The sequence below is a fragment of the Bacteroides sp. Marseille-P8574 genome (assembly GCF_902825465.1).
Classification (GTDB): domain Bacteria; phylum Bacteroidota; class Bacteroidia; order Bacteroidales; family Bacteroidaceae; genus Bacteroides; species Bacteroides uniformis.
Genome location: NZ_CADEBE010000001.1, coordinates 2,791,296 through 2,818,136, shown reverse-complemented (window position 1 = coordinate 2,818,136; position 26,841 = coordinate 2,791,296). Strand labels below are relative to the sequence as shown.

General features: G+C 47.7%; 28 protein-coding genes and 2 tRNA genes. 14 read left to right on the top strand and 16 right to left on the bottom strand.

The genetic code is table 11. The annotated features are described in order from the left end of the window. Positions 1-175: 175 nt before the first annotated feature. The 9 genes from HUX74_RS11955 to prmC form a co-directional block, all read right to left on the bottom strand. Positions 176-1,189, bottom strand: coding sequence for a hypothetical protein (locus HUX74_RS11955; RefSeq protein WP_174646697.1), 1,014 nt, complete (start codon positions 1,187-1,189; stop codon positions 176-178). Between the two features lie 69 nt (positions 1,190-1,258). Then, on the bottom strand, positions 1,259-2,464 hold the full coding sequence (locus HUX74_RS11950; protein ID WP_118696364.1) for a site-specific integrase: 1,206 nt from the start codon (positions 2,462-2,464) through the stop codon (positions 1,259-1,261). 136 nt (positions 2,465-2,600) lie between these two features. Beyond that, positions 2,601-2,684, bottom strand: a tRNA-Leu gene (locus tag HUX74_RS11945). Between the two features lie 20 nt (positions 2,685-2,704). Continuing rightward, positions 2,705-2,777, bottom strand: a tRNA-Gly gene (locus tag HUX74_RS11940). A gap of 102 nt (positions 2,778-2,879) precedes the next feature. Continuing rightward, positions 2,880-4,220, bottom strand: coding sequence for an argininosuccinate lyase (argH, locus tag HUX74_RS11935; protein WP_174646696.1), 1,341 nt, complete (start codon positions 4,218-4,220; stop codon positions 2,880-2,882). A gap of 21 nt (positions 4,221-4,241) precedes the next feature. Next, positions 4,242-4,652 (bottom strand): SRPBCC family protein, encoded by a 411-nt coding sequence (locus HUX74_RS11930; RefSeq protein WP_117958816.1) that lies wholly within the window; start codon positions 4,650-4,652, stop codon positions 4,242-4,244. A gap of 93 nt (positions 4,653-4,745) precedes the next feature. Then, positions 4,746-5,384, bottom strand: a complete 639-nt coding sequence (gene pyrE / locus HUX74_RS11925; RefSeq protein WP_057258820.1) for an orotate phosphoribosyltransferase — start codon at positions 5,382-5,384, stop codon at positions 4,746-4,748. Between the two features lie 82 nt (positions 5,385-5,466). Continuing rightward, positions 5,467-5,946, bottom strand: coding sequence for a regulatory protein RecX (locus HUX74_RS11920; RefSeq protein ID WP_174646695.1), 480 nt, complete (start codon positions 5,944-5,946; stop codon positions 5,467-5,469). After that, positions 5,943-6,779 (bottom strand): peptide chain release factor N(5)-glutamine methyltransferase, encoded by an 837-nt coding sequence (gene prmC, locus HUX74_RS11915; protein WP_174646694.1) that lies wholly within the window; start codon positions 6,777-6,779, stop codon positions 5,943-5,945. Before prmC ends, HUX74_RS11920 begins: the two co-directional genes overlap by 4 nt. A 74-nt stretch (positions 6,780-6,853) precedes the next feature. Here prmC and ribD point away from each other — a divergent pair, with 74 nt between their 5' ends. The 11 genes from ribD (at position 6,854) to HUX74_RS11860 (ending at position 18,685) form a co-directional block, all read left to right on the top strand. After that, the gene (gene ribD, locus HUX74_RS11910) at positions 6,854-7,909 is read left to right on the top strand and encodes a bifunctional diaminohydroxyphosphoribosylaminopyrimidine deaminase/5-amino-6-(5-phosphoribosylamino)uracil reductase RibD (protein ID WP_174646693.1); all 1,056 of its coding nucleotides are present in this window, start codon (positions 6,854-6,856) and stop codon (positions 7,907-7,909) included. 134 nt (positions 7,910-8,043) lie between these two features. Next, on the top strand, positions 8,044-9,408 hold the full coding sequence (locus tag HUX74_RS11905; RefSeq protein ID WP_119961423.1) for a DUF6242 domain-containing protein: 1,365 nt from the start codon (positions 8,044-8,046) through the stop codon (positions 9,406-9,408). Between the two features lie 5 nt (positions 9,409-9,413). Continuing rightward, a complete protein-coding gene (locus HUX74_RS11900) occupies positions 9,414-10,148 on the top strand; it encodes an isoprenyl transferase (RefSeq protein WP_057258836.1) in 735 nt (244 codons plus the stop codon). Between the two features lie 52 nt (positions 10,149-10,200). Continuing rightward, positions 10,201-12,840, top strand: a complete 2,640-nt coding sequence (bamA, locus tag HUX74_RS11895; protein WP_131225540.1) for an outer membrane protein assembly factor BamA — start codon at positions 10,201-10,203, stop codon at positions 12,838-12,840. Between the two features lie 48 nt (positions 12,841-12,888). Then, a complete protein-coding gene (locus tag HUX74_RS11890; protein WP_005834752.1) occupies positions 12,889-13,404 on the top strand; it encodes an OmpH family outer membrane protein in 516 nt (171 codons plus the stop codon). Between the two features lie 128 nt (positions 13,405-13,532). Then, the gene (locus HUX74_RS11885; protein WP_005834750.1) at positions 13,533-14,039 is read left to right on the top strand and encodes an OmpH family outer membrane protein; all 507 of its coding nucleotides are present in this window, start codon (positions 13,533-13,535) and stop codon (positions 14,037-14,039) included. 109 nt (positions 14,040-14,148) lie between these two features. Further along, positions 14,149-14,988, top strand: coding sequence for a glutamate racemase (gene murI, locus HUX74_RS11880; RefSeq protein WP_005834749.1), 840 nt, complete (start codon positions 14,149-14,151; stop codon positions 14,986-14,988). A 75-nt stretch (positions 14,989-15,063) separates the two neighbouring features. After that, positions 15,064-15,303, top strand: a complete 240-nt coding sequence (locus tag HUX74_RS11875; RefSeq protein WP_005825154.1) for a DUF2007-related protein — start codon at positions 15,064-15,066, stop codon at positions 15,301-15,303. After that, positions 15,293-16,372 (top strand): glutamate 5-kinase, encoded by a 1,080-nt coding sequence (proB, locus tag HUX74_RS11870; protein ID WP_174646759.1) that lies wholly within the window; start codon positions 15,293-15,295, stop codon positions 16,370-16,372. The genes HUX74_RS11875 and proB overlap by 11 nt, the downstream gene beginning before the upstream one ends. 67 nt (positions 16,373-16,439) lie before the next feature. Beyond that, positions 16,440-17,687, top strand: coding sequence for a glutamate-5-semialdehyde dehydrogenase (locus HUX74_RS11865; RefSeq protein WP_174646692.1), 1,248 nt, complete (start codon positions 16,440-16,442; stop codon positions 17,685-17,687). A gap of 44 nt (positions 17,688-17,731) precedes the next feature. After that, entirely contained in the window at positions 17,732-18,685 is a 954-nt protein-coding gene (locus tag HUX74_RS11860; protein ID WP_005825157.1) for an acetylornithine carbamoyltransferase, read from the top strand. 141 nt (positions 18,686-18,826) lie between these two features. Here the strand turns inward: HUX74_RS11860 and HUX74_RS11855 are convergent, their stop codons facing one another. From HUX74_RS11855 to rpmH, 7 genes are all read right to left on the bottom strand, one after another. After that, positions 18,827-19,213: a rhodanese-like domain-containing protein gene (locus HUX74_RS11855; protein WP_174646691.1), complete on the bottom strand. Its 387-nt coding sequence runs from the start codon at positions 19,211-19,213 to the stop codon at positions 18,827-18,829. Between the two features lie 13 nt (positions 19,214-19,226). Then, complete coding sequence (locus tag HUX74_RS11850; protein ID WP_174646690.1) at positions 19,227-19,895, bottom strand: NigD-like C-terminal domain-containing protein; 669 nt, start codon at positions 19,893-19,895, stop codon at positions 19,227-19,229. A 4-nt stretch (positions 19,896-19,899) separates the two neighbouring features. Next, the gene (locus tag HUX74_RS11845) at positions 19,900-21,054 is read right to left on the bottom strand and encodes a 1-acyl-sn-glycerol-3-phosphate acyltransferase (protein WP_117965573.1); all 1,155 of its coding nucleotides are present in this window, start codon (positions 21,052-21,054) and stop codon (positions 19,900-19,902) included. A 12-nt stretch (positions 21,055-21,066) separates the two neighbouring features. Next, entirely contained in the window at positions 21,067-22,047 is a 981-nt protein-coding gene (locus tag HUX74_RS11840; protein ID WP_117965576.1) for a D-alanine--D-alanine ligase, read from the bottom strand. After that, complete coding sequence (locus HUX74_RS11835; protein ID WP_005834741.1) at positions 22,044-23,114, bottom strand: RluA family pseudouridine synthase; 1,071 nt, start codon at positions 23,112-23,114, stop codon at positions 22,044-22,046. Before HUX74_RS11835 ends, HUX74_RS11840 begins: the two co-directional genes overlap by 4 nt. A 53-nt stretch (positions 23,115-23,167) precedes the next feature. Further along, positions 23,168-23,815: a PASTA domain-containing protein gene (locus tag HUX74_RS11830; protein WP_117600267.1), complete on the bottom strand. Its 648-nt coding sequence runs from the start codon at positions 23,813-23,815 to the stop codon at positions 23,168-23,170. 169 nt (positions 23,816-23,984) lie between these two features. Continuing rightward, entirely contained in the window at positions 23,985-24,146 is a 162-nt protein-coding gene (rpmH, locus tag HUX74_RS11825) for a 50S ribosomal protein L34 (protein WP_004292199.1), read from the bottom strand. 194 nt (positions 24,147-24,340) lie between these two features. Here rpmH and efp point away from each other — a divergent pair, with 194 nt between their 5' ends. From efp to radC, 3 genes are all read left to right on the top strand, one after another. Continuing rightward, positions 24,341-24,907, top strand: coding sequence for an elongation factor P (efp, locus tag HUX74_RS11820; RefSeq protein ID WP_005825176.1), 567 nt, complete (start codon positions 24,341-24,343; stop codon positions 24,905-24,907). 145 nt (positions 24,908-25,052) lie between these two features. Next, positions 25,053-26,042, top strand: coding sequence for a glycosyltransferase family 2 protein (locus HUX74_RS11815; RefSeq protein WP_087332257.1), 990 nt, complete (start codon positions 25,053-25,055; stop codon positions 26,040-26,042). Positions 26,043-26,073: 31 nt separating this feature from the next. Continuing rightward, positions 26,074-26,760, top strand: coding sequence for a DNA repair protein RadC (radC, locus tag HUX74_RS11810; protein ID WP_174646689.1), 687 nt, complete (start codon positions 26,074-26,076; stop codon positions 26,758-26,760). Positions 26,761-26,841: the final 81 nt, after the last annotated feature.

Sequence of the window (26,841 nt, the reverse complement as noted above, 5' to 3'; positions counted from 1 at the left end):
GTTTCTGATTACGTTGCAAAGTTGGGGAATACTTAGAAGGTGGGTTATAAAGAATAGAATGCGATTTGAAGGATATTCTTTATATATAAGATAACCAAATAGTTAGATATTATAAGGATATAAAAAAACTACCACGTAATTACATGGTAGTCTGTGAGGATTGGCAGCATATTGCTTACCAGAGGTATTCTGTGGATTGATTATTGGGAGAGAAATTGTAGTCCTCTATCCGCTTGGGCTTCCATTGCGGTTTGTAGCCTTGCTTCACCAAGTAGGCTATAGCGGCATTGGTGTAGTTCTCGTCATTATTGAAACTGTCCGCTTCAAATAATATCTCCATGTAGCCTAAAGTCATACGTATCTGCTCGCTTCTGGTCTTTAAGGCTGAACACTTCTGCAAGAGATGGAATGTACCGTACATGATTAAGTTGCAGGCTGCATTATTGGCTTTCCTGCCTTTCCTTTCTGAATACACCTCCTTCAATTCCGCTTGCGCCTCTTCCAGACTGTCAACTCCCAAGTAAATATGCAAGTAGTTGTCAAGCAAGTCAGTCAGCCAATAGCAGGAGTTGTCAAGCCTAATCTTCTTTACCCCGTTATCAATGGTGATGGAATTTAGTGCCCTTACCTCCTTCTTTCTGGAAGGTGAGTATCTCTTGGTGTTCAATAACTCAAACAGCTTTAGCATTTCTGGACGGACTTGTTCCAGATACGGAAGTGTATTCTCTGAAATGGCAATCTCCGTATAAAGTTCATCCTTTACATGCTTGTCATATATGGCAGCTACAAACAGAAGGGATATTCCTATTACTTCATCTTCATCTGATACGCCATACTCCTCCAGAAGTTCCAATATTTCAGTCAGTATCTTATCATTGGATAGGGTTATGAATACTTCGTGCTCTGTATCCATAATGAAACTGGCAGCATCAAACAGTGTACTTGTTGAGGCTGGTCTGGGGGCATAGCGGTGATAGTCAAAAGCACCGTTATCCACCGCGTATTCATCCAGATACGGGAATGGCATACGATACTTGGAAACTATCTCCTCACCTGCCCCATTAGGGTAATGAAGGTGGTATGCTGCTTGTAGTTCATTTAAGAACATGGCACGTCTGTAGCCAAAGCATTCTGCCAGTATAGGCTCTAACGTCCTCAACTCTGGAATTGGTATTGAGTAGGTTATCATGTCATATCTGTATTAGTGCCGTAAAGATAAATAATGCCACTCCATTATGCAACAGAGCGGCATTATAAATTAGAGTAAATGCTTCATTGCATCATCTAATTGAGCATTCTCAAAACTATCAAGATATATCTGTGTCACTCGTTCTGAACTATGCCCTAAAGACTCACAGATAACAGACGTTGATACTCCTGCACGCTTCAATACAGTAGCATAAGAATGACGAGCGACGTAACTGGAAATCTTCAACTCAATACCCAACTCCTTCCCAATATCCTCTAAATACCCATTCACATTGGCCAACACATCATAAATTCGATTCCTTATCTGACGTGGAGAACGCTCTCTATTATCCAATATAGGGAATATATATCTACGCTGTGGGGAACGATAACGGTTCATTATTTCTATAGCTTTCTCTTGCAATGGTAACATTATCAACTTCTTTGTCTTCTGACGGACATAAACCAAACGTTCCCCTTCAATATTCTTACCTGTTAAACATGCCATATCAGTAAAGTTTATACCACCCATTAGGTAAGAGAACGTAAACATATCAACTGCCAATCTTTTATAGAAACGTCCCCCTGATGTATCATATTCTATTACCTGCTTCATCTGTTCTTTGGTTATCGCCCGTTTAGCCGTCTCTTTATGCAATTTAGACACCTTATACTTCTTAAACGGATAGCAGTCTGGCTTTACCAATCCCTCAGTCAAAGCCAAATTATAAACCGCTCGTAGCGTTCTGAAACGAATACCAATAGTATTATCTGCCAACTTAGAACATCTCAACCATACTTCATACGATTTTAGCCAATTCACATCTATCTCAGAGAAGTAAATATCCAGATGCCCCTTATACTTGTATAGTGAATTATATACCTGTTGTACAGAGAGCGCATACCCTAACCTACCCTCGTCTTTAAGTTGAGCTATATACTCATTAAACAGTTCACCAACAGTCTTAACTTTCTGAGTGGTAGTAGTAGCCTCAATTAGTGTAGCAAGCGAATACTCTCGCTGCTCTGTACTAAATTCAAGTATCTGTTCTGAATACCTCTGTTCCTGCTCATTAATAACCTTTAATATCCGCTCACGATTAGGACAATTACGCTTAGGTTTGTTCTTCTCAAAGTCCCAATACTGAGATTTTACAGAGATGCCAAGGCTTACATACTTCTTCTTACCACTCATACAAACACGAAGCATGAGAGGATGCTCACCATTACTAAGAACTTTAGACTTGTAACACAATACGTTAGCTGTAGCTTTCATTACAATTTCGGTTTAACTCTTGGTTTAACTCAATAGTATAATTCCCGTTTAAATCCGTATTAATACAAGCATAAACCAGAATAATCCCTATAAAGAAAAAGCTCTGCAAATCAATGATTCACAGAGCTTAATCGAGTACTCGAAGCGGGACTTGAACCCGCACAGCCGCAATGGCCAAAGGATTTTAAGTCCTTCGTGTCTACCATTCCACCATTCGAGCATCCTAAAAAGGGAAAAGAGAGCGGAAAACGAGACTCGAACTCGCGACCCTAACCTTGGCAAGGTTATGCTCTACCAACTGAGCTATTTCCGCATTTGGAGAACGGGTGCAAAGATAAACAGTTTTCCCGTTTCTGCCAAATTTTTTTTTATAAAAGTACAGTACTCGAAGCGGGACTTGAACCCGCAGGACCTTTTACCTGCCCAGCAACTCTTTCTCCGCAGCTTGCATGGTCTCAAAATTGAAACCCTCTACCACTTTCTGCATCAAGGCAGAGATTTCATCGTTGCAAAGGTTCCCGATACTGCCTTCATGGGTATGATGTACCTCTTTGCTGTGCGAGAAGTTCCCGGCTTCAATATCCAGTCCCACCTTCTTGTAGGCATCGCGGAAAGGCATCCCTTCACGTGCCAAGCGGTTGACTTCCTCCACACTGAAAATAAGCAGATACTTGTCATCATCAAGAATATGTTCGTTCACCTTGATTTCATTCATAATGTAAGTCGTCATCTGCAGACAGTCTTTCAGTTCCTGAAAAGCAGGCAGGAAGACCTCTTTGATAATCTGCAAGTCACGGAAATAGCCGGAAGGAAGATTGTTGGCTATCATCATAATCTGCTGGGGAAGGGATTGCAGTTTGTTGCACTTGGCACGCGTCAGTTCAAAGACGTCCGGGTTCTTCTTGTGAGGCATGATGCTGGAGCCGGTAGTGCAATCGTCCGGCAGCTTCACAAAACCGAAGTTCTGACTGTTGAACATACATGCGTCAAAAGCCAATTTCGATATGGTTCCGGCCACACTGGCAAGGGCGAAAGCTACATTACGCTCCATTTTGCCACGCCCCATCTGGGCATACACTACGTTGTAGTTGAGGGAATCAAATCCCAAAAGACGGGTAGTCATCGTACGGTTCAGCGGGAACGAGGAACCGTATCCCGCAGCAGAACCCAAAGGATTGCGGTTGCACATCTTGAAAGCTGCCTGAAGGAACATCATATCGTCCACCAGGCTCTCGGCGTATGCCCCAAACCAAAGTCCGAAAGAAGACGGCATGGCTATCTGCAAGTGTGTATAACCCGGCATCAGTACATCCTTGTAGCGTTCGCTCTGCATAACCAGCACATGGAACAATTGCTCCACAGCTTCCGCCACCTCCTTTATCTCTGCACGGGTAAAGAGCTTCAAATCGAGCAACACCTGGTCGTTGCGCGAACGTCCGCTGTGTATTTTCTTACCTATATCACCCAAGTTGCGCGTCAGCATAAGTTCCACTTGTGAGTGAACGTCTTCCACTCCCTCTTCTATCACAAATTCTCCACGCTCGGCCATTGCGTAGATTTTCTTCAATTCGGCCAGCAATTGCCGCAGTTCTTCCTTCGTCAATAAACCAATGCTTTCGAGCATCGTGATGTGCGCCATGGAACCCAGCACATCGTGCTTTGCCAAATAAAGGTCCATTTCACGGTCACGGCCTACCGTGAAGCGTTCGATATCCTTATTTACCTGAACGGATTTTTCCCAAAGTTTCTGAGCCACGTTGTTTCTAATGATTAATGATTAATATTGTATCATCGCCAGCATATCTGCCATCTTCTCCAGTCCTTCCTGCAAGGGTTTCTGCACCATGGCCTTCATAAACGGATTTATATCCATGCCGATGGTCAGCTTCATTTTGCATTCGGTTTCGGTGACGGGTACAATCTGTATCCACAGATTGAAGGGCAGCGGTGAAGTGGTTGTTGCAAACTTGATACACTTGCAAGGTTCCTTCTCCACAATCTGCAACGTAATCTTTCCCACGGGAGCCACCTCTATCGTCATGCTCTCCGCATCAAAACTCAAGTTCTTCACTTTGTCTTCAGGCAGACGGTCTTTCACCTTCTCCAGATTGCTCAAGTCGGAAAGCTTTTCATAAACAGCTTCTTGTGAAGCCGGTACAACTTTCACTCCACTCTCAAATTTCGTCATAATCAATCGTATTCAAAAAGAAAAAAGAACTATCCGGACAGAATCTATCCGAATGGCTCTTTTATCCATATTAACATTTTTACAAATAAGTTCTTATTTCCCGGATTCCCAATGTGCAGGGTCTTTACGCCATTCATTCAGAGTCTCCACATCTTCTTCCTCGATATAGCCCGTACGCAACGCCACTTCCATCACAGCCTCGTAATTGGTCAGCGTCACCAAAGGCACTTTGGCATCCTTGAAAGCCTTTTCGGCAACCGGGAAACCATAAGTGTAGGCAGCCACCATGCCGATGACCTCACATCCGTCACGGCGGATAGCCTCTACAGCCTTTAAGCTGCTTCCACCCGTAGAAATCAAATCTTCCACGACTACCACCTTCATGCCGGGACGAAGTTCACCTTCAATCAGATTCTCCAGTCCATGGTCTTTCGGAGTGGAGCGTACATATACAAACGGCAGGTTCAATGCATCGGCCACCAAGGCACCTTGCGGGATAGCCCCCGTTGCCACACCGGCAATGGCATCCACCTGTCCGAAACGTTCCAAAATCAGACGCGTAATTTCAATCTTCACGAAACTACGGAGAGAAGGATAAGAAAGGGTTTTGCGGTTATCACAATAAAACGGAGACTTCCATCCGGATGCCCAAGTGAACGGGTTAGCCGGTTGTAGTTTAATCGCTTTTATCTTCAGCAACTTCTCTGCAAACAATCTTTCTAAAGTTTTCATAGCAAAACTAATCTATATATGATAAATATGGCGCAAAAATACGGAAACAGAATGAGAATAAAAAAGAGAAAGCCGATAATTTTCATTCGGAGTAGTCATTTTCCTCAGAAACCTCTATGCAACGACATATATCCTTCATTTCGAACCCTCTGCTCAAGGCAAAACGCACCAATTTGCCATTCAACTCATACTCACTTTCGGCACGGACGCTTTTACGCTTTGCCACCAGCAGCTTCTGCAGGACGGCGTGGTATTCCTCCTCATCAATCTCGTTCAAATAGGGCCAATAGACAGACGAAGGTATCTTTTTCAACTGGAGCGCCTGTCCTATTTTCATCTTGCCCCATTTGGCAAAACGGTATTTGTCGTTGATGAAAGCACGGCAGAAGCGCTCTTCATCAATGTACTTTTCTTGCTCCAGACGGTTGATGATACGGTCTATAGCATCATAGGCAATACCCCAGCGTTGCAGTTTCTCCGCAATCTCCGCCCGGCAATGCTCGGCAGTGGAGCAATATGCCGCCACTCTGTTCAAAGCTTCAGTTTCAGTTATTTCTATCATCGTTCTGCAATTACATACCGGTCGTTGCCGGAAATATCTTTTCGGATACGGACATTCGCATAGCCTTGCTTGCGAAGCATCGAAGCGACAGCTTCTCCAAATGCCCGGTTGATTTCAAAATAGAGTTGGCCGCCGGCCGTCAGCATGCTCCGTCCCAGTTCACCTATACGCCGGTAGAAACGGAGCGGGTCGCTGTCTGGAACAAACAAAGCCCCCGAAGGTTCCCAGTTCAAGACGTTTGGTTCCATGTCTCGCATTTCTGTTTCCGTAACATAAGGCGGATTACTGACGATTACATCAAAACACTCATCCTCAACCGGTTGACACATCAAGACATCACGCTGTACAAATTGCACAGAGGCCTGCAAAAGGCGGTTATTGTCACCGGCTATGGCAAGAGCTTCTCCGGAAATGTCCCAAGCAGTTACTTCCGCCTCCGGCAACTCTTTAGACAAAGTGACGGCAATACACCCGCTTCCGGTGCCAATATCGAGAATACGGGAAGCCGGAGCGACTTCCTTCAACATCCTCTCCACCAGCTCTTCCGTTTCGGGACGGGGAATAAGCACCCCCGGAGCCACCCGAAAAGTACGCCCCAAGAAACGGGCAGTACCCTGCACATACTGTATGGGTTCAAAATTGCACAGACGGGAAAGAATGCTTTCCAATTCCTTTTCATCGTTTGGAGATAAAATCATATCTTTGCCCAGGTAATAGTCAATATTACTCTGACCAAACATTTCACAGCAGACAATACGGGAAAGATTGGCCGCCTCCCGGGAAGGATAGCACTCCTGCAAAGCGCTGCGGATATGTGAAACGGTTACATTCATTCGGAGTCCGGTTTTATTCGGGCTGCAAAAGTAATCATTAATTTTGATTATTCAACCAAAAGGTAAGCAAGGATATGAATTCAGAAGAAGAGAAATACATGCTGCGATGTATTCAACTGGCACAAAACGGGCTATGCAATGCAGCACCCAACCCGATGGTGGGAGCGGTAATAGTATGCAACGGGAAAATCATAGGCGAGGGATACCATGTGCGCTGTGGAGAAGCCCACGCCGAGGTTAACGCCATCCGTGCCGTGAAAGACACGTCCCTGCTGAAATGTTCCACCATCTATGTCAGCCTGGAGCCGTGTTCGCACTATGGCAAAACTCCTCCTTGTGCAGACCTCATCATTGAGAAGCAGATTCCACGCATCGTCATCGGGTGCCGGGACCTCTTCTCTAAAGTTGCGGGCCGGGGCATACAGAAACTGAAGGATGCCGGACGTGAAGTTATTGTAGGAGTGCTGGAAACAGAATGTCGGCAACTCATCCGCAGGTTCATCACTTTCCATACCTTGCGACGCCCCTACATCACCCTGAAATGGGCGGAATCTTCTGACAGATATATCGATTACTCCCGCACGGACGGTAAACCGGTTATTCTCTCCAGCCCGCTGACCTCAATGCTGGTGCACAAGAAACGGGCAGAGCACAGTGCCATATTAGTAGGTACCCGTACGGCTGAACTGGACAATCCCGGCCTGAATGTCCGCCATTGGTACGGCTGTTCACCGGTACGTATCGTGCTGGACCGGCAACAAAAGCTACCCCCCAACCTTCACCTATTTGACGGTAGCGTGCCGACCCTCGTTTTTACAGAAGCCCCGCACGCTCCGCTACCGAATGTAGAGTATCTGCCAGTCAGCGACTACCGGCGGGATGTACTCCCCGAAATCATGGAAACGCTGTATACACGCGGATTACAATCCCTTTTGGTAGAGGGTGGCAGCCAAACGCTCCAATCCTTCATTGATGCCGGATTGTGGGACGAAATCTTTGTGGAAGAAGCTCCGTACCTTCTTCATTCCGGCGTCAAAGCACCCGAAATCAGTGACGGATATCCATTTGCAACAGAGTATTCTTTTGGCAGGAGTTTTCGCCATTATACGGCCTCAAGAAACAGTCAATAGCCTCATTTCAGGGCTTTTTTATCGAGAAAAAGGGGGATATTATCTATAATTTTATATAAAACTTCCCCGTAAAGCTGTTTATAGAAAAAAATGTTCCTATTTTTGCAACTTGTAAATAAACACTAACTTTCAAAATGAGAATAAAGTTTCTATCAGTAATTGTGAGTTTTCTTATTGTGTCATTTGCTCTAAGTTCATGCCTTGACTCTGACGACAATTATGAATTCAGCTCCGATGCTACTATACATGCTTTTGGTATCGATACCATACATGGCAAACATTACAAATTTACAATTGACCAGCTCAATAGACTCATCTATAACAGAGACTCATTGCCTGTAGGTTCAGACACCATCATTGACCGTATTCTGATTGATACTATGACCGTTACCGGTTGGATAACTTCAGGCTCGCCTACCGACACGGTATTCGTCATATCGGACTCCGTGGATTTGAGACCCGCCATGAACAACGATGCCGGCATGCTGTTCAAAGCACATGCCGCCGACGGCGTTACAGTCCGCGAATATAAACTGAAAGTTAATGTACATCTGCAAGACCCGGACTCACTCGTTTGGACAGACATGCAGAAAAGAGGAAATGTATTCTCCAATACCATCAATTCAGGTCAGCAAAAAGCGGTTGTACTGGGAGACGAACTATTTGTCTACACTTCCAACACTACTGCTTACAAGACATCGACTGCGCCCGATAAATACAACTGGAGCAAAGTCAATGTCAGCAACCTCCCCTCAGACGTAAAGCTGACATCTGCCGTAGAGTATAACAGTGCGCTTTATATGGTTACAGAAAGCAAAAGAGTATTCAGTTCCACCAACGGCGCCGCCTGGACAGAAGTCACTACATTGGGAGACAATGTTATAGTCCTCATCAATGGTTTCTCCGACCGGCTCTCGGGTATTGTGGAAATCAACGGAAAGCAATATTTCAACATCTGTAAAGACGGAAAGAATTGGGAAGCGGAAAACACTGCTGACAACCTTATCCTTGAAGAAGTCCCGGCAGGATTCCCTACCGAAAACATATCCACCACCCAGACCAGCACCGGCAATGGTGTAGAGAAGGTGGTTCTGGCAGGAATGCCGCTAGCCAACGAAAAAGAGACAACACCTTGGTTCTCATTGGACGGCAAAGGTTGGGCAAGCCTGGCCAACACCATGTATGACACATATTGTCCCGGCATGGACAACCCAGCCATCATGTACTATGGCGGCATGTTCTATTGCTTCGGAGGGGAACTTGACGCTATCTACAGCTCCATCACCGGCATTGCATGGAGCAAGACAGAAACCAAATTCCTGTTACCCCAGGAATTCAAAGGAAAAGGCGCGTACTCCATTATAGTGGAACCGACAAAAGACAAAACTGTGGCCCCGGCAGACAAACGGGACTTCATTTGGGTGATATTCGGCGGTAACGGCACCAAAAATGAAGTATGGCGCGGACGTCTTAACAGATTGGGCTTCGAAATACAATAATAATGATGTCATATAAGGAAGAAATCGATCTAAACCGGATACCCCAGCACGTGGCGATTATCATGGACGGTAACGGACGGTGGGCCAAGCAGCGTGGACACGAACGCAGCTATGGACATCAGGCCGGCGCAGAGACTGTGCACGTCATTGCAGAGGAAGCCGCTAAATTAGGAGTCAGATACCTTACTTTATATACGTTCTCTACCGAGAACTGGAATCGTCCGTCGGACGAGGTAGCTGCCTTGATGGGGCTACTCTTCGACTCCATAGAGGAAGAGACGTTCATGAAGAACAATATCAGTTTCCGAGTAATAGGAGATATTGAAAAACTGCCAGCCAACGTACAGCAACGGCTCAACACTTGCGTGGCACACACCTCCCACAACACGGGAATGTGCCTGGTGCTGGCATTGAGCTACTCTTCCCGCTGGGAAATAACGGAGGCTGCCCGGCAAATAGCCGGTTTGGTACAGAAAGGTGAGTTGAAACCCGAACAAATCGACAGTGAGCTCATATCCCGTCATCTGACGACCCACTTCATGCCCGACCCCGACCTGCTGATACGTACCGGAGGAGAGCTCCGCCTCAGTAACTACATGCTCTGGCAATGCGCCTATTCGGAACTTTATTTCTGTGATACCTATTGGCCCGACTTCCGTGAAGAAGAACTACGCAAAGCCATATGTGACTATCAGAAACGCGAACGCAGGTTCGGCAAGACCAGCGAGCAAATCAATTAATCACCGGACACACAAATAGTAAATAGTAAATTGTAAAATAGTAAATAAAAAGATGCACTATCGTATTTTCTCCATACTCGTAACGTTTGTCTGCCTTTTCGGCTGCGCACTGACAACAGCAGCACAGGACGTAAACAACACCGATGAAACCGAAAAGCCGGTTATACTCTATTCGGGAACCCCCAAGAAGTATGAAATAGCCGACATTAAGGTCGAAGGAGCCCAGAACTATGAAGATTATGTAATTGTCGGATTGTCCGGACTATCCAAAGGGCAGACTATCACCGTGCCGGGTGACGAGATTACACAAGCTTGTAAGCGCTACTGGCGCCACGGTCTGTTCTCTGACGTGGAAATTACAGCAGACAAGATTGAAGGCGACCAAATTTGGCTGACCATTCATCTGACCATGCGTCCGCGTGTTTCCGACATACGCTACAACGGTGTGAAGAAGTCGGAGCGTGAAGACCTGGAAAGCAGAATCGGCATGATAAAGGGCGGTCAGATTACACCTAACCTGGTGGACCGCGCCAAGACCCTGATAAAGCGCTACTTTGACGACAAGGGCTTCAAGAATGCAGATGTAATCATCACCCAACGTGATGATCCGGAAAAGAAGAATGAAGTGATTGTCAACATCGACATCGACAAGAAGGAGAAAGTGAAAGTACATCAAATCACCATTGTAGGCAACGAGGCCCTCACGACCAAGAAGCTGAAGCGTGTGATGAAGAAAACAAACGAAAAGGGCAAGCTGCTCAATCTGTTCCGCACCAAGAAATTCATTGAGGACAACTACGAAGCGGACAAACAACTGATTATCGACAAATACAACGAACTGGGTTATCGTGACGCCATCATCGTGACAGACAGTATCAAGCCCTACGATGACCGCACGGTAGACATCTTCATGCAGATTGAGGAAGGACAGAAATACTACCTCCGCAATGTAACCTGGGTAGGTAACACACTGTATCCTTCCGAACAACTGAACTTCCTCCTCCAGATGAAGAAGGGTGACGTCTACAACCAAAAGTTACTTGAAGAACGTACAATGACCGATGACGATGCCATCGGCAACCTCTACTACAACAACGGTTATCTGTTCTACAGCCTCGAACCGGTGGAAGTAAACATCGTGGGCGACTCCATCGACCTGGAAATGCGTATCTACGAAGGCCGCCAGGCTACCATCAATAAAGTCAGCATCAACGGTAACGACCGTTTGTATGAAAACGTAGTACGCCGTGAACTCCGTACCCGTCCGGGCGAACTCTTCAGCCGTGAAGACCTGATGCGTTCCATGCGTGAAATCCAGCAGATGGGACACTTCGACCCCGAACAAATCCAACCCGACATCCAGCCGAGACCGGAAGACGGCACGGTAGACATCGGTTATGACCTTGTATCCAAAGCCAACGACCAGGTAGAGTTCTCCGCCGGTTGGGGACAAACAGGTATTATCGGTAAGTTAAGTCTGAAGTTCACTAACTTCTCTCTGGCCAACCTGCTTCACCCGGGTGAGAACTACCGCGGTATCCTCCCGCAAGGTGACGGCCAGACATTGACCATCAGCGGCCAGACCAATGCCAAATACTATCAGTCATACAGCGTTTCATTCTACGACCCGTGGTTTGGCGGTAAACGCCCGAATGCATTCTCCGTATCGGCTTTCTATTCCCGCCAGACCGACATCAGTAGCCGTTATTACAATTCGGCCTACATGAACAGCTATTACAACAGCTATTATAGTGGTATGTATGGCTACGGTATGTACAACTACGGCAATTACAACAACTACGAGAACTATTACGACCCGGACAAATCTATCCAGATGTATGGTCTTGCAGTGATGTTCGGTAAGCGCTTGAAGTGGCCGGATGACTATTTCCAATTCACAGCCGAGTTGTCTTACCAACGCTATGTTCTGAGTGACTGGCAGTACTTCCCGGTTACCAACGGTAAGTGTAATAACCTCAGCCTCAACTTGACCTTGTCCCGTAGCTCTATCGACAACCCGATTTATCCGCGCCAAGGTTCCGAGTTCTCGTTGTCTGCACAAATCACACCGCCTTTCTCTCTGTTCGACGGTACCGATTACAGCAAGTACAGCACCAGCAGCCAGGAAGACATGAACAAGATGCACAAGTGGATTGAATACCACAAGTGGAAATTCAAATCCAAAATCTATATCCCGTTAATGGATCCGATTACCGTTAAACGTACTCCGGTATTGATGGGACGTGTAGAATTCGGTTTGCTGGGACATTACAACAAATACAAAAAGTCTCCGTTCGAAACGTTTGACGTGGGTGGTGACGGTATGACCGGCTACTCCAGCTATGCTACAGAAAGTATCGCACTTCGTGGTTATGAGAACAGTTCATTGACTCCATACGGTTCTGAAGGTTATGCCTATACACGTCTCGGACTGGAATTAAGATATCCTTTGATGCTCGAAACAAGTACCAGTATTTATGCGTTAACGTTTGTGGAAGCCGGTAATGCATGGCATGATGTCAATAAGTTCAACCCGTTCGAGTTGAAACGTTCAGCCGGTGTCGGTGTCCGTATCTTCCTCCCGATGATTGGTATGATGGGGATTGACTGGGCTTACGGTTTCGACAAAATAATGGGTTCCTCGCAATATGGCGGTAGCCAGTTCCACTTCATCCTGGGACAAGAATTCTAAGCAATGGACGATAGACAATTATCCATCGTCAATTAAATAAATATCGTTATGAAGAAGAGTTTATTGATCCTTTTTACGCTGTTTGCAGTAAGTATAACAGCCGGTGCACAGAAGTTCGCCTTGATTGATATGGAATATATCCTGAAAAATATTCCTGCTTACGAACGTGCCAATGAACAACTGGAACAAGCCTCCAGACAATGGCAGAGTGAAGTCGAAAAGATTTCCGAAGAAGCCAAGACTCTGTACAAGAACTATCAGTCTCAGATTGCTTCCCTTTCTGAAACACAGAGAGGCAAAAAGGAAGAAGAGATTGTCGCTAAAGAGAAATCGGCAGCCGAGCTGCGCCGCAAATACTTCGGTCCGGAAGGCGAACTGTATAAAAAACGTGAAAGTCTGATGCAACCCATTCAAGATGAAATATACAATGCTGTAAAGGAAATTGCTACACAGAACGGATATGCGGTAGTTGTAGACCGTGCTTCCGCATCAAGTATCATTTTTGCCTCGCCAAGTATTGACGTCAGCAATGAAGTACTTGCAAAACTGGGATATTCAAATTAATTTCATACATTTGTTTCAGAATATAGACTGCATTCAAGATTAAAAATAAGCTTGCTTATTTTGTATTGCGTTCAGTTTGCGCTATATTTGCCCCCAACGAATAATCATTCAAATAAATAATAAACATTATGCTTAAAAAAATCGCACTACTCGTAGTTATGTTCGCCCTCCCGCTGGGAGCTATGGCGCAAGCTAAATTCGCTCACATGAATTCTCAAGATGTAATCGCTGTTATGCCTGAATTTACCAAAGCCCAAGCTGACTTGGACGCCATGTCTAAAAAATACCAGGATGAAATGCAGCGTACCAACGAAGAATTCCAAAAGAAGTACCAAGAATTCCTGGCACAAGCCGACTCTCTGCCGAAAAACATTGCAGAAAGACGTCAGAAAGAGCTGCAGGATATGGCTCAACGTCAGGAACAGTTCCAACAAGAAGCTTATCAAAGTATGCAGAAAGCACAGCAAGATGCTATGGCTCCCATCTATAAGAAACTGGACGAAGCCATCCAAGCTGTCGGCAAAACTGAAGGTGTTGTCTACATTTTCGACTTAGCCCGTACCCCGATACCATTCGTAGGAGCACAGAGCGTTGATGTAACTGCCAAAGTCAAAACGCAATTGGGCATTAAATAATAGAATTATTTATGATAAAGCAAGCGCGGATAGTTTTATCCGCGCTTATTTTTTATACATTACTGAGAAATTTGAATTATCTTTGCATGGTACATAGCCTTTAGAACGCATGAAACAGACATTACCTTCTGCAGCCGGTCCCATCGGAATATTCGATTCCGGATATGGCGGACTGACCATCCTAAGCAAGATACGGGAAGTCCTTCCCCAATATGACTACATTTACCTGGGCGACAACGCACGTGCGCCTTACGGGACCCGCTCATTCGAGATTGTCTATGAGTTCACCTTGCAGGCAGTCACCAAACTGTTCGAGATGGGATGCCATCTCGTCATCCTGGCATGCAATACAGCTTCGGCAAAAGCCCTGCGCAACATACAAATGAATGATTTGCCCCGCCTCGACCCAATGCGTCGTGTGTTGGGAGTAATCCGCCCAACCGTAGAATGCATAGGGAACATAACCCAAAGCCGCCATGTGGGAGTGCTTGCCACAGCAGGAACCATCAAGTCTGAATCCTATCCGCTGGAAGTACATAAACTCTTCCCCGACATCAAAGTGAGCGGTGAAGCCTGCCCTCTATGGGTATCCCTCGTAGAAAACAACGAGGCACAAGGTGAGGGTACCGACTACTTCATACGCAAGAACATCGGCAACCTGCTGGCCAAAGACACACAGATAGATACCGTCATTCTAGGCTGCACGCACTTCCCGCTGCTGCTGCCCAAGATACAGCAATACATGCCCGACGGCATCACGACCGTCACCCAAGGGGAACTGGTGGCAGACAGTCTGAAAGACTATCTTCACCGTCATCCGGAAATGGACAAAAAATGTACCAAAGGTGGAAGATGCGTCTACCGCACCACGGAATCGGAGGAGAAATTCACAGAATCGGCTTCTACTTTCCTGAATGAATCGATAAGAGTTGAGAGGATTGAACTATAAATCCGTCAGCATTAAACATTAAAACAAAAACATTTGTTATATTTGTAAGACAGAAACCTCTAAATTCTTACCATCATGAAAGAAGAAGATAAAAGCAAACTCGTTGAGGTGTTCACCGGTTCACCGTGGGAAGCAGAACTTGTAAAGAGCCTGCTGGGAAATAGTGATATTGAAGCTGTAACAAAAGACGGAATGGTAGTAAACGTTGTACTGCCTGCCACTGCGGTAGATGTTTCCGTTCTCGTCAATGAGAAGGACTACGAAGCTGCCATGGAAGTAGTCCGTGAATACGAAAAGAGAGAAAATGGAGATTGATTTCAATAGAATTGCTGTCAAGGTAGGCAGCAATGTTTTGACACGTCGTGACGGCACTCTCGACGTCACCCGCATGTCCGCTTTGGTGGACCAGATAGCCGAGTTGCACAAGGCCGGCATAGAAATAATACTGGTTTCTTCCGGAGCCGTTGCTTCGGGACGTAGCGAAGTGCGCCCCACCAAGAAGTTGGACAGCGTAGACCAGCGCCAGCTCTTTTCCGCTGTAGGGCAGGCCAAGCTCATCAACCGTTACTACGAACTGTTCCGGGAGCATGGAATCCCCGTGGGACAAGTGCTCACAATGAAAGAGAACTTTTCCACCCGCCGCCATTACCTCAACCAGAAAAACTGTATGACCGTAATGCTGGAGAACGGAGTCATTCCCATTGTCAATGAGAACGACACCATCTCCGTGAGCGAACTGATGTTCACCGACAACGACGAGCTGTCCGGCCTGATAGCCTCCATGATGGATGCCCAGGCACTAATCATTCTCAGCAATATAGACGGCATCTACAACGGTTCACCCGCCGACCCGGAGTCTCAGGTCATCCGTGAAATAGAACAAGGCAAAGACCTCTCCTCCTACATACAAACTTCCAAGTCCAGCTTCGGACGCGGCGGCATGCTGACAAAAACCAACATTGCCCGCAAAGTGGCGGATGAGGGCATCACAGTAATCATAGCCAATGGGAAGCGGGACAACATCCTCGTGAAAATAATGAAGAATGAAGAATTAAACTATACCCGTTTCATTCCATCTCCGGAACCGGTATCGAGCATCAAGAAATGGATTGCACACAGCGAAGGGTTTGCCAAAGGGGAACTGCACATCAATCATTGTGCCACCGAACTGCTCTTCTCGGACAAAGCAGTAAGCATCCTACCGGTAGGTATCACTGACGTTATAGGCGAGTTCGAGAAGGACGACATCGTACGGATTATCGACTTCGGCGGTAAACCCATCGGTGTGGGAAAAGCCAACTGTGACTCCAGCCAGGCACGGGAAACGATGGGAAAACATGGAAAGAAACCCGTAGTGCACTACGACTACCTATATATAGAATAAGCCACAGACGGATACTATCCCACGATATATATACTTGCATATTTATCACTCTATATTCAATAAAAAAATGAACTTAAACAAAACTTTTGTCGCCGTACAAGATGCCAGCCGTAACATGTTAGCGTTGAGCGACAAAGAAATCAATCAAATATTACTGGCTGTTGCAGACGCTGCCATAAACAAAACAGACTTCATTCTGAGTGAAAACCAGAAGGATTTGGAGCGTATGCCTTCTACCGACCCTAAATACGACCGCCTGAAACTGACAAAAAGCCGTTTGCAGGACATCGCTGCGGACATCCGCAACGTAGCTGCCCTCCCTTCTCCTCTGGGAAAAGTCCTTAAAGAGAACGTATTACCCAACGGATTGAAGATAAAAAGGGTCAGTGTACCTTTCGGCGTCATAGGCATTATCTACGAAGCCCGTCCCAACGTCAGTTTCGATGTCTTCTCACTCTGCCTTAAAAGCGGCAATGCCTGTATTCTGAAAGGCGGAAGCGATGCAGACTATTCCAACCGTGCCATAATCAGCGTGATACACGAGGTACTGGAGTATTTCAACGTAGATACACATATCGTGGAACTGCTTCCTGCCGACAGAGAAGCGACTGCCGAACTACTGCATGCCAACGATTATGTAGATTTGATAATTCCGCGCGGCAGCAGCAGCCTGATAAATTTCGTACGCCAGAATGCCACAGTACCGGTTATAGAGACAGGTGCCGGCGTATGCCATGCGTTCTTCGACCGCTATGGCGATATAAGCATAGGTCCATCCATCATTGCCAATGCAAAGACACGCCGTGTCAGTGTATGCAACGCTTTGGATTGCCTGATTATCGAAGCCGACAGCCTGGCTGATTTGCCCGGCCTATGCCTGCCGCTACAATCAAGCAATGTAGAGATATTTGCCGATGAACCCGCCTACCACAGTCTGCGTGGCAAATATCCCGCCGAGCTGTTGAGACCTGCCACTGAAGACTGTTACGGCAGAGAGTTCCTGGACTACAAGATGGCCATTAAAACCGTGAATTCTTTCCAGGAAGCATTGGCACATATTCGGAAGTACGGTTCCAAACATAGCGAATGCATCATTACGGACGACAAGACACGTGCCGAATGGTTCTGCCGGGAAGTGGACGCCGCTTGTGTATACGTCAATGCGCCGACCTCTTTCACCGACGGCGCACAATTCGGGCTCGGTGCCGAGATCGGCATCAGCACACAGAAGCTGCACGCCCGCGGTCCGATGGCTCTGGAAGAAATCACCACATACAAATGGATTGTCGAAGGTTCCGGACAGACCAGACCTTGACAGCCGAATAACAAAGATATAGATACACTAAAAAGACTGTAAATATGAAGAACTTTACTTGCGTGCAGGACATCGGTAACCTGAAGTCTGCACTGGACGAAGCATTCGAGATTAAAAAAGACCGTTTCAAATATGTGGAACTGGGACGTAACAAAACGTTGATGATGATTTTCTTCAACTCCAGCCTGCGCACCCGCCTCAGCACACAGAAGGCTGCATTGAATCTGGGCATGAACGTCATTGTACTGGACATCAACCAGGGAGCCTGGAAACTGGAGACAGAGCGTGGCGTCATCATGGACGGTGACAAACCAGAACACTTACTGGAAGCCATTCCCGTGATGGGCTGCTATTGCGACGTCATCGGCGTACGTTCTTTTGCACGCTTCGAAAATAAGGAAGACGATTACAACGAAGTGATACTGGAGCAGTTCATCAAGCATTCCGGCCGGCCGGTATTCTCCATGGAGGCTGCCACACGCCATCCGCTGCAGAGTTTTGCCGACCTGATAACCATTGAGGAATATAAGAAGACGGCACGCCCCAAAGTAGTGATGACATGGGCTCCACATCCGCGTCCATTGCCCCAGGCTGTCCCCAACTCCTTTGCCGAATGGATGAATGCAACTGATTATGACTTTGTGATTACACATCCCGAAGGTTATGAACTCGACCCCAAGTTCGTAGGAAATGCCCGCGTAGAATATGACCAGATGAAAGCTTTTGAAGGGGCCGATTTTGTTTATGCCAAGAACTGGGCGGCCTATACAGGCGACAACTACGGACAAATATTGAGCAAAGACCGCACCTGGACAGTAGGCGAGCGCCAGATGGCCGTTACCAACAATGCCTACTTCATGCACTGCCTGCCGGTTCGACGCAACATGATTGTGACGGATGATGTGATAGAAAGCCCGCAGTCCATCGTAATCCCCGAAGCGGCCAACCGGGAGATTTCAGCAACAGTGGTGCTAAAGAGACTGCTTGAAAGCCTCTAACCAGAGGACAAGACTACTTTATTCTTTTTAGGCGCGGATTACGCGGAAAACGCGGATTCTTTTCTTAAATTTTTTCCGTGAAATCCGCATAATCCTCGCCTAAAAAGAAATTATAGCAAATGCATTTCAGCTACACCGCTATTACTTTTCCACTTCTTTGCCCGCTTCTTCCCAACCGATGAAACCTTTGTCAAGGTCATAGATTATATATCCTTTTTTGCTCAGTATGGCAGCGGCCTTTTTACTACGCTTACCACTACGACAATATACTGCAACCGGTTTGTCCTTCTGCAGAGTGGAGTCGGCCATCGTTTCAAATGACTCATCCAGCACATTGATATTGATACTGTGGGGCACATGTCCTTCCGAGTATTCGGCAACAGTGCGCACATCCAAAAGCTGCACCTCCGGATTGGCTATCAATGTGGAAAAGTCATCCACCGAAACAGACTTGAACTGTCCTTCCTTCGGCTGGCAGGAGAATAGGGTAGTAAAAACGAGGCAAAGGCCCGCGAACAATGTCTTCATCGAATATTTCATTTTAGTCAGGGTTATAAACAAAATCGTAAGTCTTGATGTCACCGGAATAAGTGTGCACACTGAAATGAACCATAACCTTCTGTATACCCTCTGCCGCATATTGCCGCAAAGGTACGGAAGCGTAGGCACGCCTGGTATAAGACACCACCTCCTCCTTTGCGTCATGATACAGCGTCAGATATACTTCACTACACCCGGTAGCAGTATCCACAATCACTTCATCCTCAATAAAATGGAACTTATGTTCACCATTCTCCTTAACTATCAGTGTCATATTGAGATAGTCGAGTCCCATCCAGATACCCAGCACATCAGTAGGGTCTGTCTTGACGCCCTCCTCGAACTTGTCGGCCGTTTGGGGAGCGACAGAAAGAACACCGCTCAAGGCATACAGCACCGCACCGGCAGTTCCATCGGCAGTTACCTCCGAAGCATAATTACTGATGACACGTACCGAGGCGTTTACCTCTATGTTCGTCTTTGTCTTGTCCTCCACTACCGGCAAGGTTTCCCCTTCATCTGTCACAACAGACCGCAGATAGCCGTCAGCCCCCGAAAAGGCAGTCAAGAATTCCAGCTTCACGGAAGGATAATGATAATCATCATCGCCACAACCAGCCAACAGACAGGCCAATAAAGGCAAAAGCCACCAATCACAGTACTTCTTCATGTATTCATTCTTTTATAGCCGCCAGATAATTCTTCAACGGGTTGGCATACATCAGCAGCATTTTTCCGCGCAGGAAGTCCACGTCCTTATTGGGAATGGAGATACGCTCCAACTGTTGTTCTATATAGGCCGTGAAGCGCTGCTTATCCCCGGCAGTGTAATGGTCGGAAAAATCCTCCTTCCCCTCGAGAAGGTCGTGCGCCACATAATTATTGGGATACATCCGGTAGCTGGCATGAATACGTTTGTCTATCAGTGCAGACATGCGTGCAAAGAGTTCGGGCTTCGGAAGTGAACGGTCTATCTTCGCCAATTCATCATTCATGCAGGCACCCGTCTGGAAATGTACCCGCCCTTTATAGCCGAACAGTCCGGTCTGCATATTCAGCAAGTCGTCAGCCGTCGTTTTCTTATAGCCTTCAATGTCCCGTTTCAGTTGGAACTCCTGCGCTTTCAGGAAGTCGCAAGGGTCGTATTCATAGGAAATGGCAAGCGGAGCTATGTTCATTTCCATCAAGCGGTCAATGACGTCGCCTTCACCGCCTATTGCCAGCATCTTCAGCACACTGTCCTGCGTGCGGTCGTTGGAGTCCTTGGCACGCCCTTCGCGTTGTGCAATCCAGATAGACTGTTTCTTCTCACTGATGGTATAGTGCATATAGCGGGACATGCGTGCGGAAGCCTCCAGCATCTGGCGCATGGTCAACGCACGCTGCACGATGAAGGACTTGTTGACACGCACGAATTTCTTAATCCACGGATAGACAAGCAGGTTGTCGCCAATGGCTATCTCTACCGTATCCATACCCTGGTCTACCAACAGAATGGACAAGAAACCGGAATCGAGAATAATGTCGCGATGGTTGGAGACATAGGTATATGCTGCCGACTTGTCCGGCAACGCTGTATGGTCCAGAGTCAATCCATCCGTAGCCTCCTTCGCCAGCTTCCACAGAAGCCCATAGCAGAAAGTCTTCTGAAACTCCAGCTTGGTTTTACACGCGCGCATTTTCTGCGACCATACTTCAAAAGGTACACCCGGCATCACAGTATCCACTGCCTGCCGGAACGCCGCATCGGCAATCAGTTCCTCATAGACTTGAGGAAGTTCCTCATCATGATAAGGACGGATTTCATCAAATTCCACGTTCGCATTCATAATGAATAATGATTAATCCTTAAACTTGTTTTCTATAATATCTGTCATTACATCCTTCATCTCCATTCCGGCAGCGCGAACCTGCTGGGGAATAAAGCTGGTGGCAGTCATTCCGGGGGTGGTATTCACCTCCAGCAGATTGATTTTTTCCCCTTCGGTAATGATATAGTCCACACGGATAATGCCGTAGGCCCCGAGTATATCATAAATGGCAGAAGTCAGCGTCTGCACCCGGCGGGTCAAATCGTCCGAGATGCGGGCGGGAGTAATCTCGTCAGACGCACCATTATACTTAGCTTCATAATCGAAGTACTCGTTGTAGCTCACCACCTCCGTAATGGGGAACACTACGGACTTGTCTTTTGTTTTGTAACAGCCGCAGGTAATCTCGGTTCCGTCCATAAAGGCCTCCACCAGTACTTCCTGCGCTTCCGCAAATGCCTTGGCTATGGCAGGTTGTATCTGCTCTTTCGCCGTCACCTTGGTCACGCCGAAGCTGGAACCTCCCAAGCTGGGCTTAATGAAGCAAGGCAGACCGATTTTCTCCATCACATCTTCATCCGTCACCGACTGTCCGCCGCGCAGCAACAACGATTCGGCAATGCGCACACCGAAACCTTTCAGATACTGGTTGCAGGCAAACTTATCGTACGTGAGCGACGCTGCCAGTACTCCGCAACACGAATAAGGGATATGGAGCATATCAAAATAGCCCTGCAGACGGCCGTCCTCACCCGGAGTTCCGTGGATGGTAATATAGGCAAAGTCGAATGTCACTTTCTCGCCACCCAGCACGAAGCTGAAGTCATTGCGGTCTACCGGAGCCTTGGCGCCGTCGGGCAGCTGTACATGCCAGTCCAGTCCGTGCATTTCTACAATATATAAGGTATACTTCTCCTTGTCGATGAAGGAGTAAATCCCCTGTGCACTACGCAGGGAGACGTGGAATTCGGAGGTATCTCCTCCGGCTACAATAGCAATCGTGCGTTTCATTCTAATTCTCTGTTACTGATATAGCCTCTCCATTTGTCTATCAGCCGGGTCATGTCATCGGGCAATTCCGAAGTGAAGTACATTTCTTCTCCGGTGACGGGATGCACAAACCCCAGCGTCATGGCATGCAATGCCTGCCGCGGACAAGTGTCGAAGCAGTTGTTTACAAATTGTTTGTATTTGGCAAAATGGGTTCCTTTCAGGATTTCGTGTCCGCCGTAACGTTCGTCGTTGAAAAGTATGTGTCCGATGTGCTTCATGTGCACACGGATTTGATGGGTGCGTCCCGTTTCAAGGATACACTCCACCAATGTGACGTATCCCAAACGTTCAAGCACCCGGTAATGGGTGACGGCATGCTTTCCCTGGTCGTCGGGAAGGACGGTCATCTGCATGCGGTCTCTGGGATTACGGCCGATATTGCCGACAACGGTCCCTTCATCCTGTTCCACATTTCCCCAGACCAGCGCCCGGTAACGGCGTTTTGTCGTCTTGTTGAAGAACTGGTTGCCGAGATTCGTCTTGGCATCCGGAGTCTTGGCTATCACCAGCAGGCCGGAGGTGTCCTTGTCGATGCGGTGCACCAGTCCCACATGCGGGTCATTGGCATCATAATCGGGATTATCCTTCATGTGCCAGGCTATGGCGTTGACAAGCGTACCGTGATAGTTGCCATGACCGGGGTGCACCACCAGACCGGCAGGTTTGTTCACTACCATCAGATACTTGTCCTCATATACTATATCAAGGGGGATGTCTTCGGGGATGACTTCATTCTCATAGCGTGGACGGTCCATCATCACAGTGATTACATCCATCGGCTTCACCTTATAGCTGCTTTTCACAGCCTTGCCGTTCGCCATCACGAAGCCTGCATCGGCAGCCTTCTGGATGCGATTGCGCGAAGAGTTCGTCAAGCGGTCGAACAGATACTTGTCCACCCGCATCATCTCCTGCCCCTTGTCCACCACCACACGGAAGTGTTCATAGAGTTGCGCCTCGTCACCCACCGGCTCTACGTCGTCCAGCTCATCATTATCTATATCATCCGGCAATTCTTCTATCATCACGGCATTTACAATTTGACTATTTACAATTTACGATTGGAGTCAGATGTTTATCAGAACCAGGACTCATCTGCCGCAGAGTCTTCGGACAACACGGGTTCAACGGTACCTCCCACGGAATCCACTCCCAGGGAGTCTGCCTTCAAGGCGCCTCCATCTCCCACCATCAGCGTCAGCACTGCGCCGGTGGGCACTTTCTCGCCGATGGAAAGCTGACGACCCTTATACTTCACGCCATACACCCAGTCCTTCTCACCCGGAATATACTGTATCTCGGCCAGCTTGAAGCCCGAAGCCAGAATACGCGCTTCCGCCTGCCGCAGCGAACTGTTGTCCGCCACATCGGGCACTATGTGCAGAGGGACTTCAATCGTATTGATCGTAAGATAGATGGTACGTCCTTCCTTTACCTTTTGTCCGGCTGCCGGATTATATTCGAGGATGCAGCCGGCAGGAAGAGTCTTGACATAACTGGAATCCGAAACGATGCAGACCAAGCCGCGGTTACGGAACATTTTCTCGGCTTCCTCCACTCCCATGCCCTTCACATCGGGCACTATCACAGCCTCGCCGTGGCGGGTATATATATCCAGTCCTTTCAGCACTCCGAACAGCAATCCCACTACCACAACGGCCATCGCAAGGATGTTCGCCCAGAAGAACCGGTTCTGCCGGAAAGAGAAAAAATCTTTTATTGTCATAATCGATAATGCATTATTTGGGACAAAGATACAATTTTCACCACATAGTACACGGAGTTGGCAATAGTTTTTTCCGGAGAAGCGGGCACAATACATAAGAAAAGCTGCAAAAGACCAGAATCAGTCTTTTGCAGCTCCCTTATTTCTTTAATACGAACGAGAACGACTATTATGCCTTTACTCCGTTGTATTCGTCAGAAACAGTCAGTTTCTTTCTGCCTTTAGCACGACGTGCTGCCAATACTCTGCGGCCGTTTGCTGTAGCCATTCTCTCACGGAAACCGTGTTTGTTCTTTCTCTTTCTGTTCGAGGGTTGAAATGTTCTTTTCATTACTGTATCTTGTTTTATGTTATTATTCTCACGAATTCGGGCTGCAAAAATAGGTACTTTTTTCAAATAAACCAAGAGATAACTCATTTTCTCTCAAAAGTTTTTGTGTTTTTTACCGAATTCCATTACTTTTGCACCCGCAAACCAGCACTAAAGAAGTAAATACCAATATAATAATATTAAAGACTATAAGTATGATTAATGCCCAAGACATTAAAATCGGAACTTGCATCCGCATGGACGGCAAGCTGTATTTCTGCATCGACTTCCTGCATGTAAAGCCGGGAAAAGGTAATACCTTCATGCGTACCAAGCTGAAAGACGTGGTGAACGGCTACGTTCTGGAACGTCGTTTCAACATCGGTGAGAAACTGGAAGACGTGCGTGTAGAACGTCGTCCCCACCAATACCTCTATCATGACGGTGACAACTACCAATTCATGAACCAGGAGACTTTTGACCAAATTCCCATCGCCCACGACCTCATCAACGGTGTTGACTTCTTGCTCGAAGGAATGATAGTAGACGTGGTATCAGACGCTTCCACAGAAACCGTGCTCTATGCCGACGTGCCCATCAAGGTTCAGCAGAAGATTACCTATACGGAACCGGGACTGAAAGGCGACACAGCCACCAACACGCTGAAGCCCGCCACAGTAGAATCCGGCGCCACAGTCCGCGTCCCCTTGTTCATCAACGAAGGCGAGACTATCGAAATCGATACGCGCGACGGTTCTTACGTAAGCCGCGTAAAAGCATAAGCCCTTTTGGAAATCAGGCAAATGCCCTTTTCATATCATCCCCGGTGCTCCACTTGGCATCCGGGGATTTTTCTTTCCATTTATTCATCTGCAAAGCTTAAATGATATATCTTTGCGGAGATAACCAAAACATAGAGCCATACCCATGAGATACTCCGTCATCATCCCCGTATACAACCGCCCCGATGAGGTAGACGAACTGCTGCAAAGCCTAACGCAGCAAAGTTTCAAGGATTTTGAAGTGATTGTGGTGGAGGACGGCTCCTCCATCCCCTGCAAGCCGGTCACAGAGAAGTATCAGGAACTATTGGACGTGCATTACTATGACAAGCCCAACTCCGGCCCCGGGCAGACCCGTAACTACGGGGCGGAACGAAGCAAGGGCGAATACCTGATAATACTGGACTCGGACTGCATCCTGCCCGAAGGTTATTTCCTTGCTGTGGAAGAAGAGCTGCAGCACGAAGCCGCCGATGCCTTCGGAGGCCCCGACCGCGCGCACGAATCATTCACAGACATACAGAAAGCCATCAACTACTCCATGACCTCCTTCTTCACCACCGGCGGTATCCGTGGGGGGAAGAAGAAGATGGACAAGTTCTATCCGCGCAGCTTCAACATGGGTGTGCGGCGGGAAGTGTACCAAGCCCTGGGCGGATTCTCGCGGATGCGCTTCGGGGAGGACATCGACTTCAGCATCCGAATCTTCAAGGGAGGATATACATGCCGGCTGTTCCCCGGTGCCTGGGTATACCATAAGCGCCGGACAGACTTCCGGAAGTTCTTCAAGCAGGTACACAATTCCGGGATTGCCCGCATCAATCTGTACAAGAAGTATCCGGAATCACTGAAGCTCGTCCACCTGCTGCCGGCCGCATTTACCCTGGGAGTGGCCATATTCCTGCTGGGAACGCTCTTCTGTCCGTACAGCCTGCTGCCCATCGCTCTTTATGCGCTTCTGGTATGCATCGATTCCACTATCCGGAACCGTAGCCTCAGCATCGGGCTCTACTCCGTTGCCGCCTCCTTCATCCAGCTCATCGGATACGGGACGGGGTTCCTGCGCGCCTGGTGGAACCGCTGCATACTTGGCAAGGACGAGTTCGAGGCATTCAAAAAGAACTTTTACAAATAAGGAGGATTAGGGGTTAAGGATTAGGGATGATATGGAGAAACTGAATATCAACCAGTGGGCTGCAGAGGACCGCCCGCGGGAAAAGATGATGCAGAAAGGGGCGGAAGCCTTGAGCGATGCCGAACTGCTCGCTATCCTCATCGGCTCCGGCAATACGGAAGAAACCGCCGTGACACTGATGCAGCGCATACTCGCCGCCTGCGGCAACGACCTCAACCGCCTGGGCAAATGGGAGGTGCGGGACTTCTCCCGATTCAAAGGCATGGGCCCCGCCAAAAGCATCACCGTCATGGCATCCCTGGAACTGGGCAAACGCCGCAAGCTGCAGGAACGCTCCGGACGTACCGCCATCCGCTCTTCCGCCGACATCTACGAGCTGTTCCATCCCCTGCTCTGCGACCTTGCCACAGAAGAGTTCTGGGTACTGCTTATGAACCACGCCGCCAAAGTGATAGACAAGGTACGCATCAGCCGCGGCGGCATCGACCAGACCACCGCCGACGTGCGCAGTATCCTGCGCGAAGCCCTGCTGCAACGCGCCACACAGATAGCCCTTATCCACAACCATCCCTCCGGCAACCCGCACCCCAGCAACGACGACCGGCAGCTGACGGAACTCGTGAGGAAAGCCGCCCAAACCATGAACATACACTTGACCGACCACATCATCGTCACGGACGGAAGCCATTACAGCTTCAACGACGAAGGATTGCTATAAATAATCCAAGTTACGGACATACTATACGAAAGACAAAAGCTGTCATAACACTAACTATCAGCACATTGTATTTACCTGCTA

Excerpts from the sequence above, each read along its gene's own strand:
- ribD (WP_174646693.1), top strand. The coding sequence starts at position 6,854 with ATGAATTCAGAAGAAGAGAAATACATGCTGCGATGTATTCAACTGGCA.
- rpmH (WP_004292199.1), bottom strand. The coding sequence starts at position 24,146 with ATGAAAAGAACATTTCAACCCTCGAACAGAAAGAGAAAGAACAAACAC.
- HUX74_RS11920 (WP_174646695.1), bottom strand. The coding sequence starts at position 5,946 with ATGATAGAAATAACTGAAACTGAAGCTTTGAACAGAGTGGCGGCATAT.
- pyrE (WP_057258820.1), bottom strand. The coding sequence starts at position 5,384 with ATGAAAACTTTAGAAAGATTGTTTGCAGAGAAGTTGCTGAAGATAAAA.
- HUX74_RS11930 (WP_117958816.1), bottom strand. The coding sequence starts at position 4,652 with ATGACGAAATTTGAGAGTGGAGTGAAAGTTGTACCGGCTTCACAAGAA.
- HUX74_RS11845 (WP_117965573.1), bottom strand. The coding sequence starts at position 21,054 with ATGAATGCGAACGTGGAATTTGATGAAATCCGTCCTTATCATGATGAG.
- HUX74_RS11865 (WP_174646692.1), top strand. The coding sequence starts at position 16,440 with ATGAACTTAAACAAAACTTTTGTCGCCGTACAAGATGCCAGCCGTAAC.
- bamA (WP_131225540.1), top strand. The coding sequence starts at position 10,201 with ATGCACTATCGTATTTTCTCCATACTCGTAACGTTTGTCTGCCTTTTC.
- HUX74_RS11875 (WP_005825154.1), top strand. The coding sequence starts at position 15,064 with ATGAAAGAAGAAGATAAAAGCAAACTCGTTGAGGTGTTCACCGGTTCA.
- HUX74_RS11905 (WP_119961423.1), top strand. The coding sequence starts at position 8,044 with ATGAGAATAAAGTTTCTATCAGTAATTGTGAGTTTTCTTATTGTGTCA.
- HUX74_RS11855 (WP_174646691.1), bottom strand. The coding sequence starts at position 19,213 with ATGAAGACATTGTTCGCGGGCCTTTGCCTCGTTTTTACTACCCTATTC.
- murI (WP_005834749.1), top strand. The coding sequence starts at position 14,149 with ATGAAACAGACATTACCTTCTGCAGCCGGTCCCATCGGAATATTCGAT.
- HUX74_RS11850 (WP_174646690.1), bottom strand. The coding sequence starts at position 19,895 with ATGAAGAAGTACTGTGATTGGTGGCTTTTGCCTTTATTGGCCTGTCTG.
- HUX74_RS11955 (WP_174646697.1), bottom strand. The coding sequence starts at position 1,189 with ATGATAACCTACTCAATACCAATTCCAGAGTTGAGGACGTTAGAGCCT.
- HUX74_RS11830 (WP_117600267.1), bottom strand. The coding sequence starts at position 23,815 with ATGACAATAAAAGATTTTTTCTCTTTCCGGCAGAACCGGTTCTTCTGG.
- HUX74_RS11835 (WP_005834741.1), bottom strand. The coding sequence starts at position 23,114 with ATGATAGAAGAATTGCCGGATGATATAGATAATGATGAGCTGGACGAC.
- HUX74_RS11860 (WP_005825157.1), top strand. The coding sequence starts at position 17,732 with ATGAAGAACTTTACTTGCGTGCAGGACATCGGTAACCTGAAGTCTGCA.
- HUX74_RS11890 (WP_005834752.1), top strand. The coding sequence starts at position 12,889 with ATGAAGAAGAGTTTATTGATCCTTTTTACGCTGTTTGCAGTAAGTATA.
- HUX74_RS11885 (WP_005834750.1), top strand. The coding sequence starts at position 13,533 with ATGCTTAAAAAAATCGCACTACTCGTAGTTATGTTCGCCCTCCCGCTG.
- HUX74_RS11950 (WP_118696364.1), bottom strand. The coding sequence starts at position 2,464 with ATGAAAGCTACAGCTAACGTATTGTGTTACAAGTCTAAAGTTCTTAGT.
- efp (WP_005825176.1), top strand. The coding sequence starts at position 24,341 with ATGATTAATGCCCAAGACATTAAAATCGGAACTTGCATCCGCATGGAC.
- HUX74_RS11840 (WP_117965576.1), bottom strand. The coding sequence starts at position 22,047 with ATGAAACGCACGATTGCTATTGTAGCCGGAGGAGATACCTCCGAATTC.
- HUX74_RS11815 (WP_087332257.1), top strand. The coding sequence starts at position 25,053 with ATGAGATACTCCGTCATCATCCCCGTATACAACCGCCCCGATGAGGTA.
- proB (WP_174646759.1), top strand. The coding sequence starts at position 15,293 with ATGGAGATTGATTTCAATAGAATTGCTGTCAAGGTAGGCAGCAATGTT.
- HUX74_RS11900 (WP_057258836.1), top strand. The coding sequence starts at position 9,414 with ATGTCATATAAGGAAGAAATCGATCTAAACCGGATACCCCAGCACGTG.
- radC (WP_174646689.1), top strand. The coding sequence starts at position 26,074 with ATGGAGAAACTGAATATCAACCAGTGGGCTGCAGAGGACCGCCCGCGG.
- prmC (WP_174646694.1), bottom strand. The coding sequence starts at position 6,779 with ATGAATGTAACCGTTTCACATATCCGCAGCGCTTTGCAGGAGTGCTAT.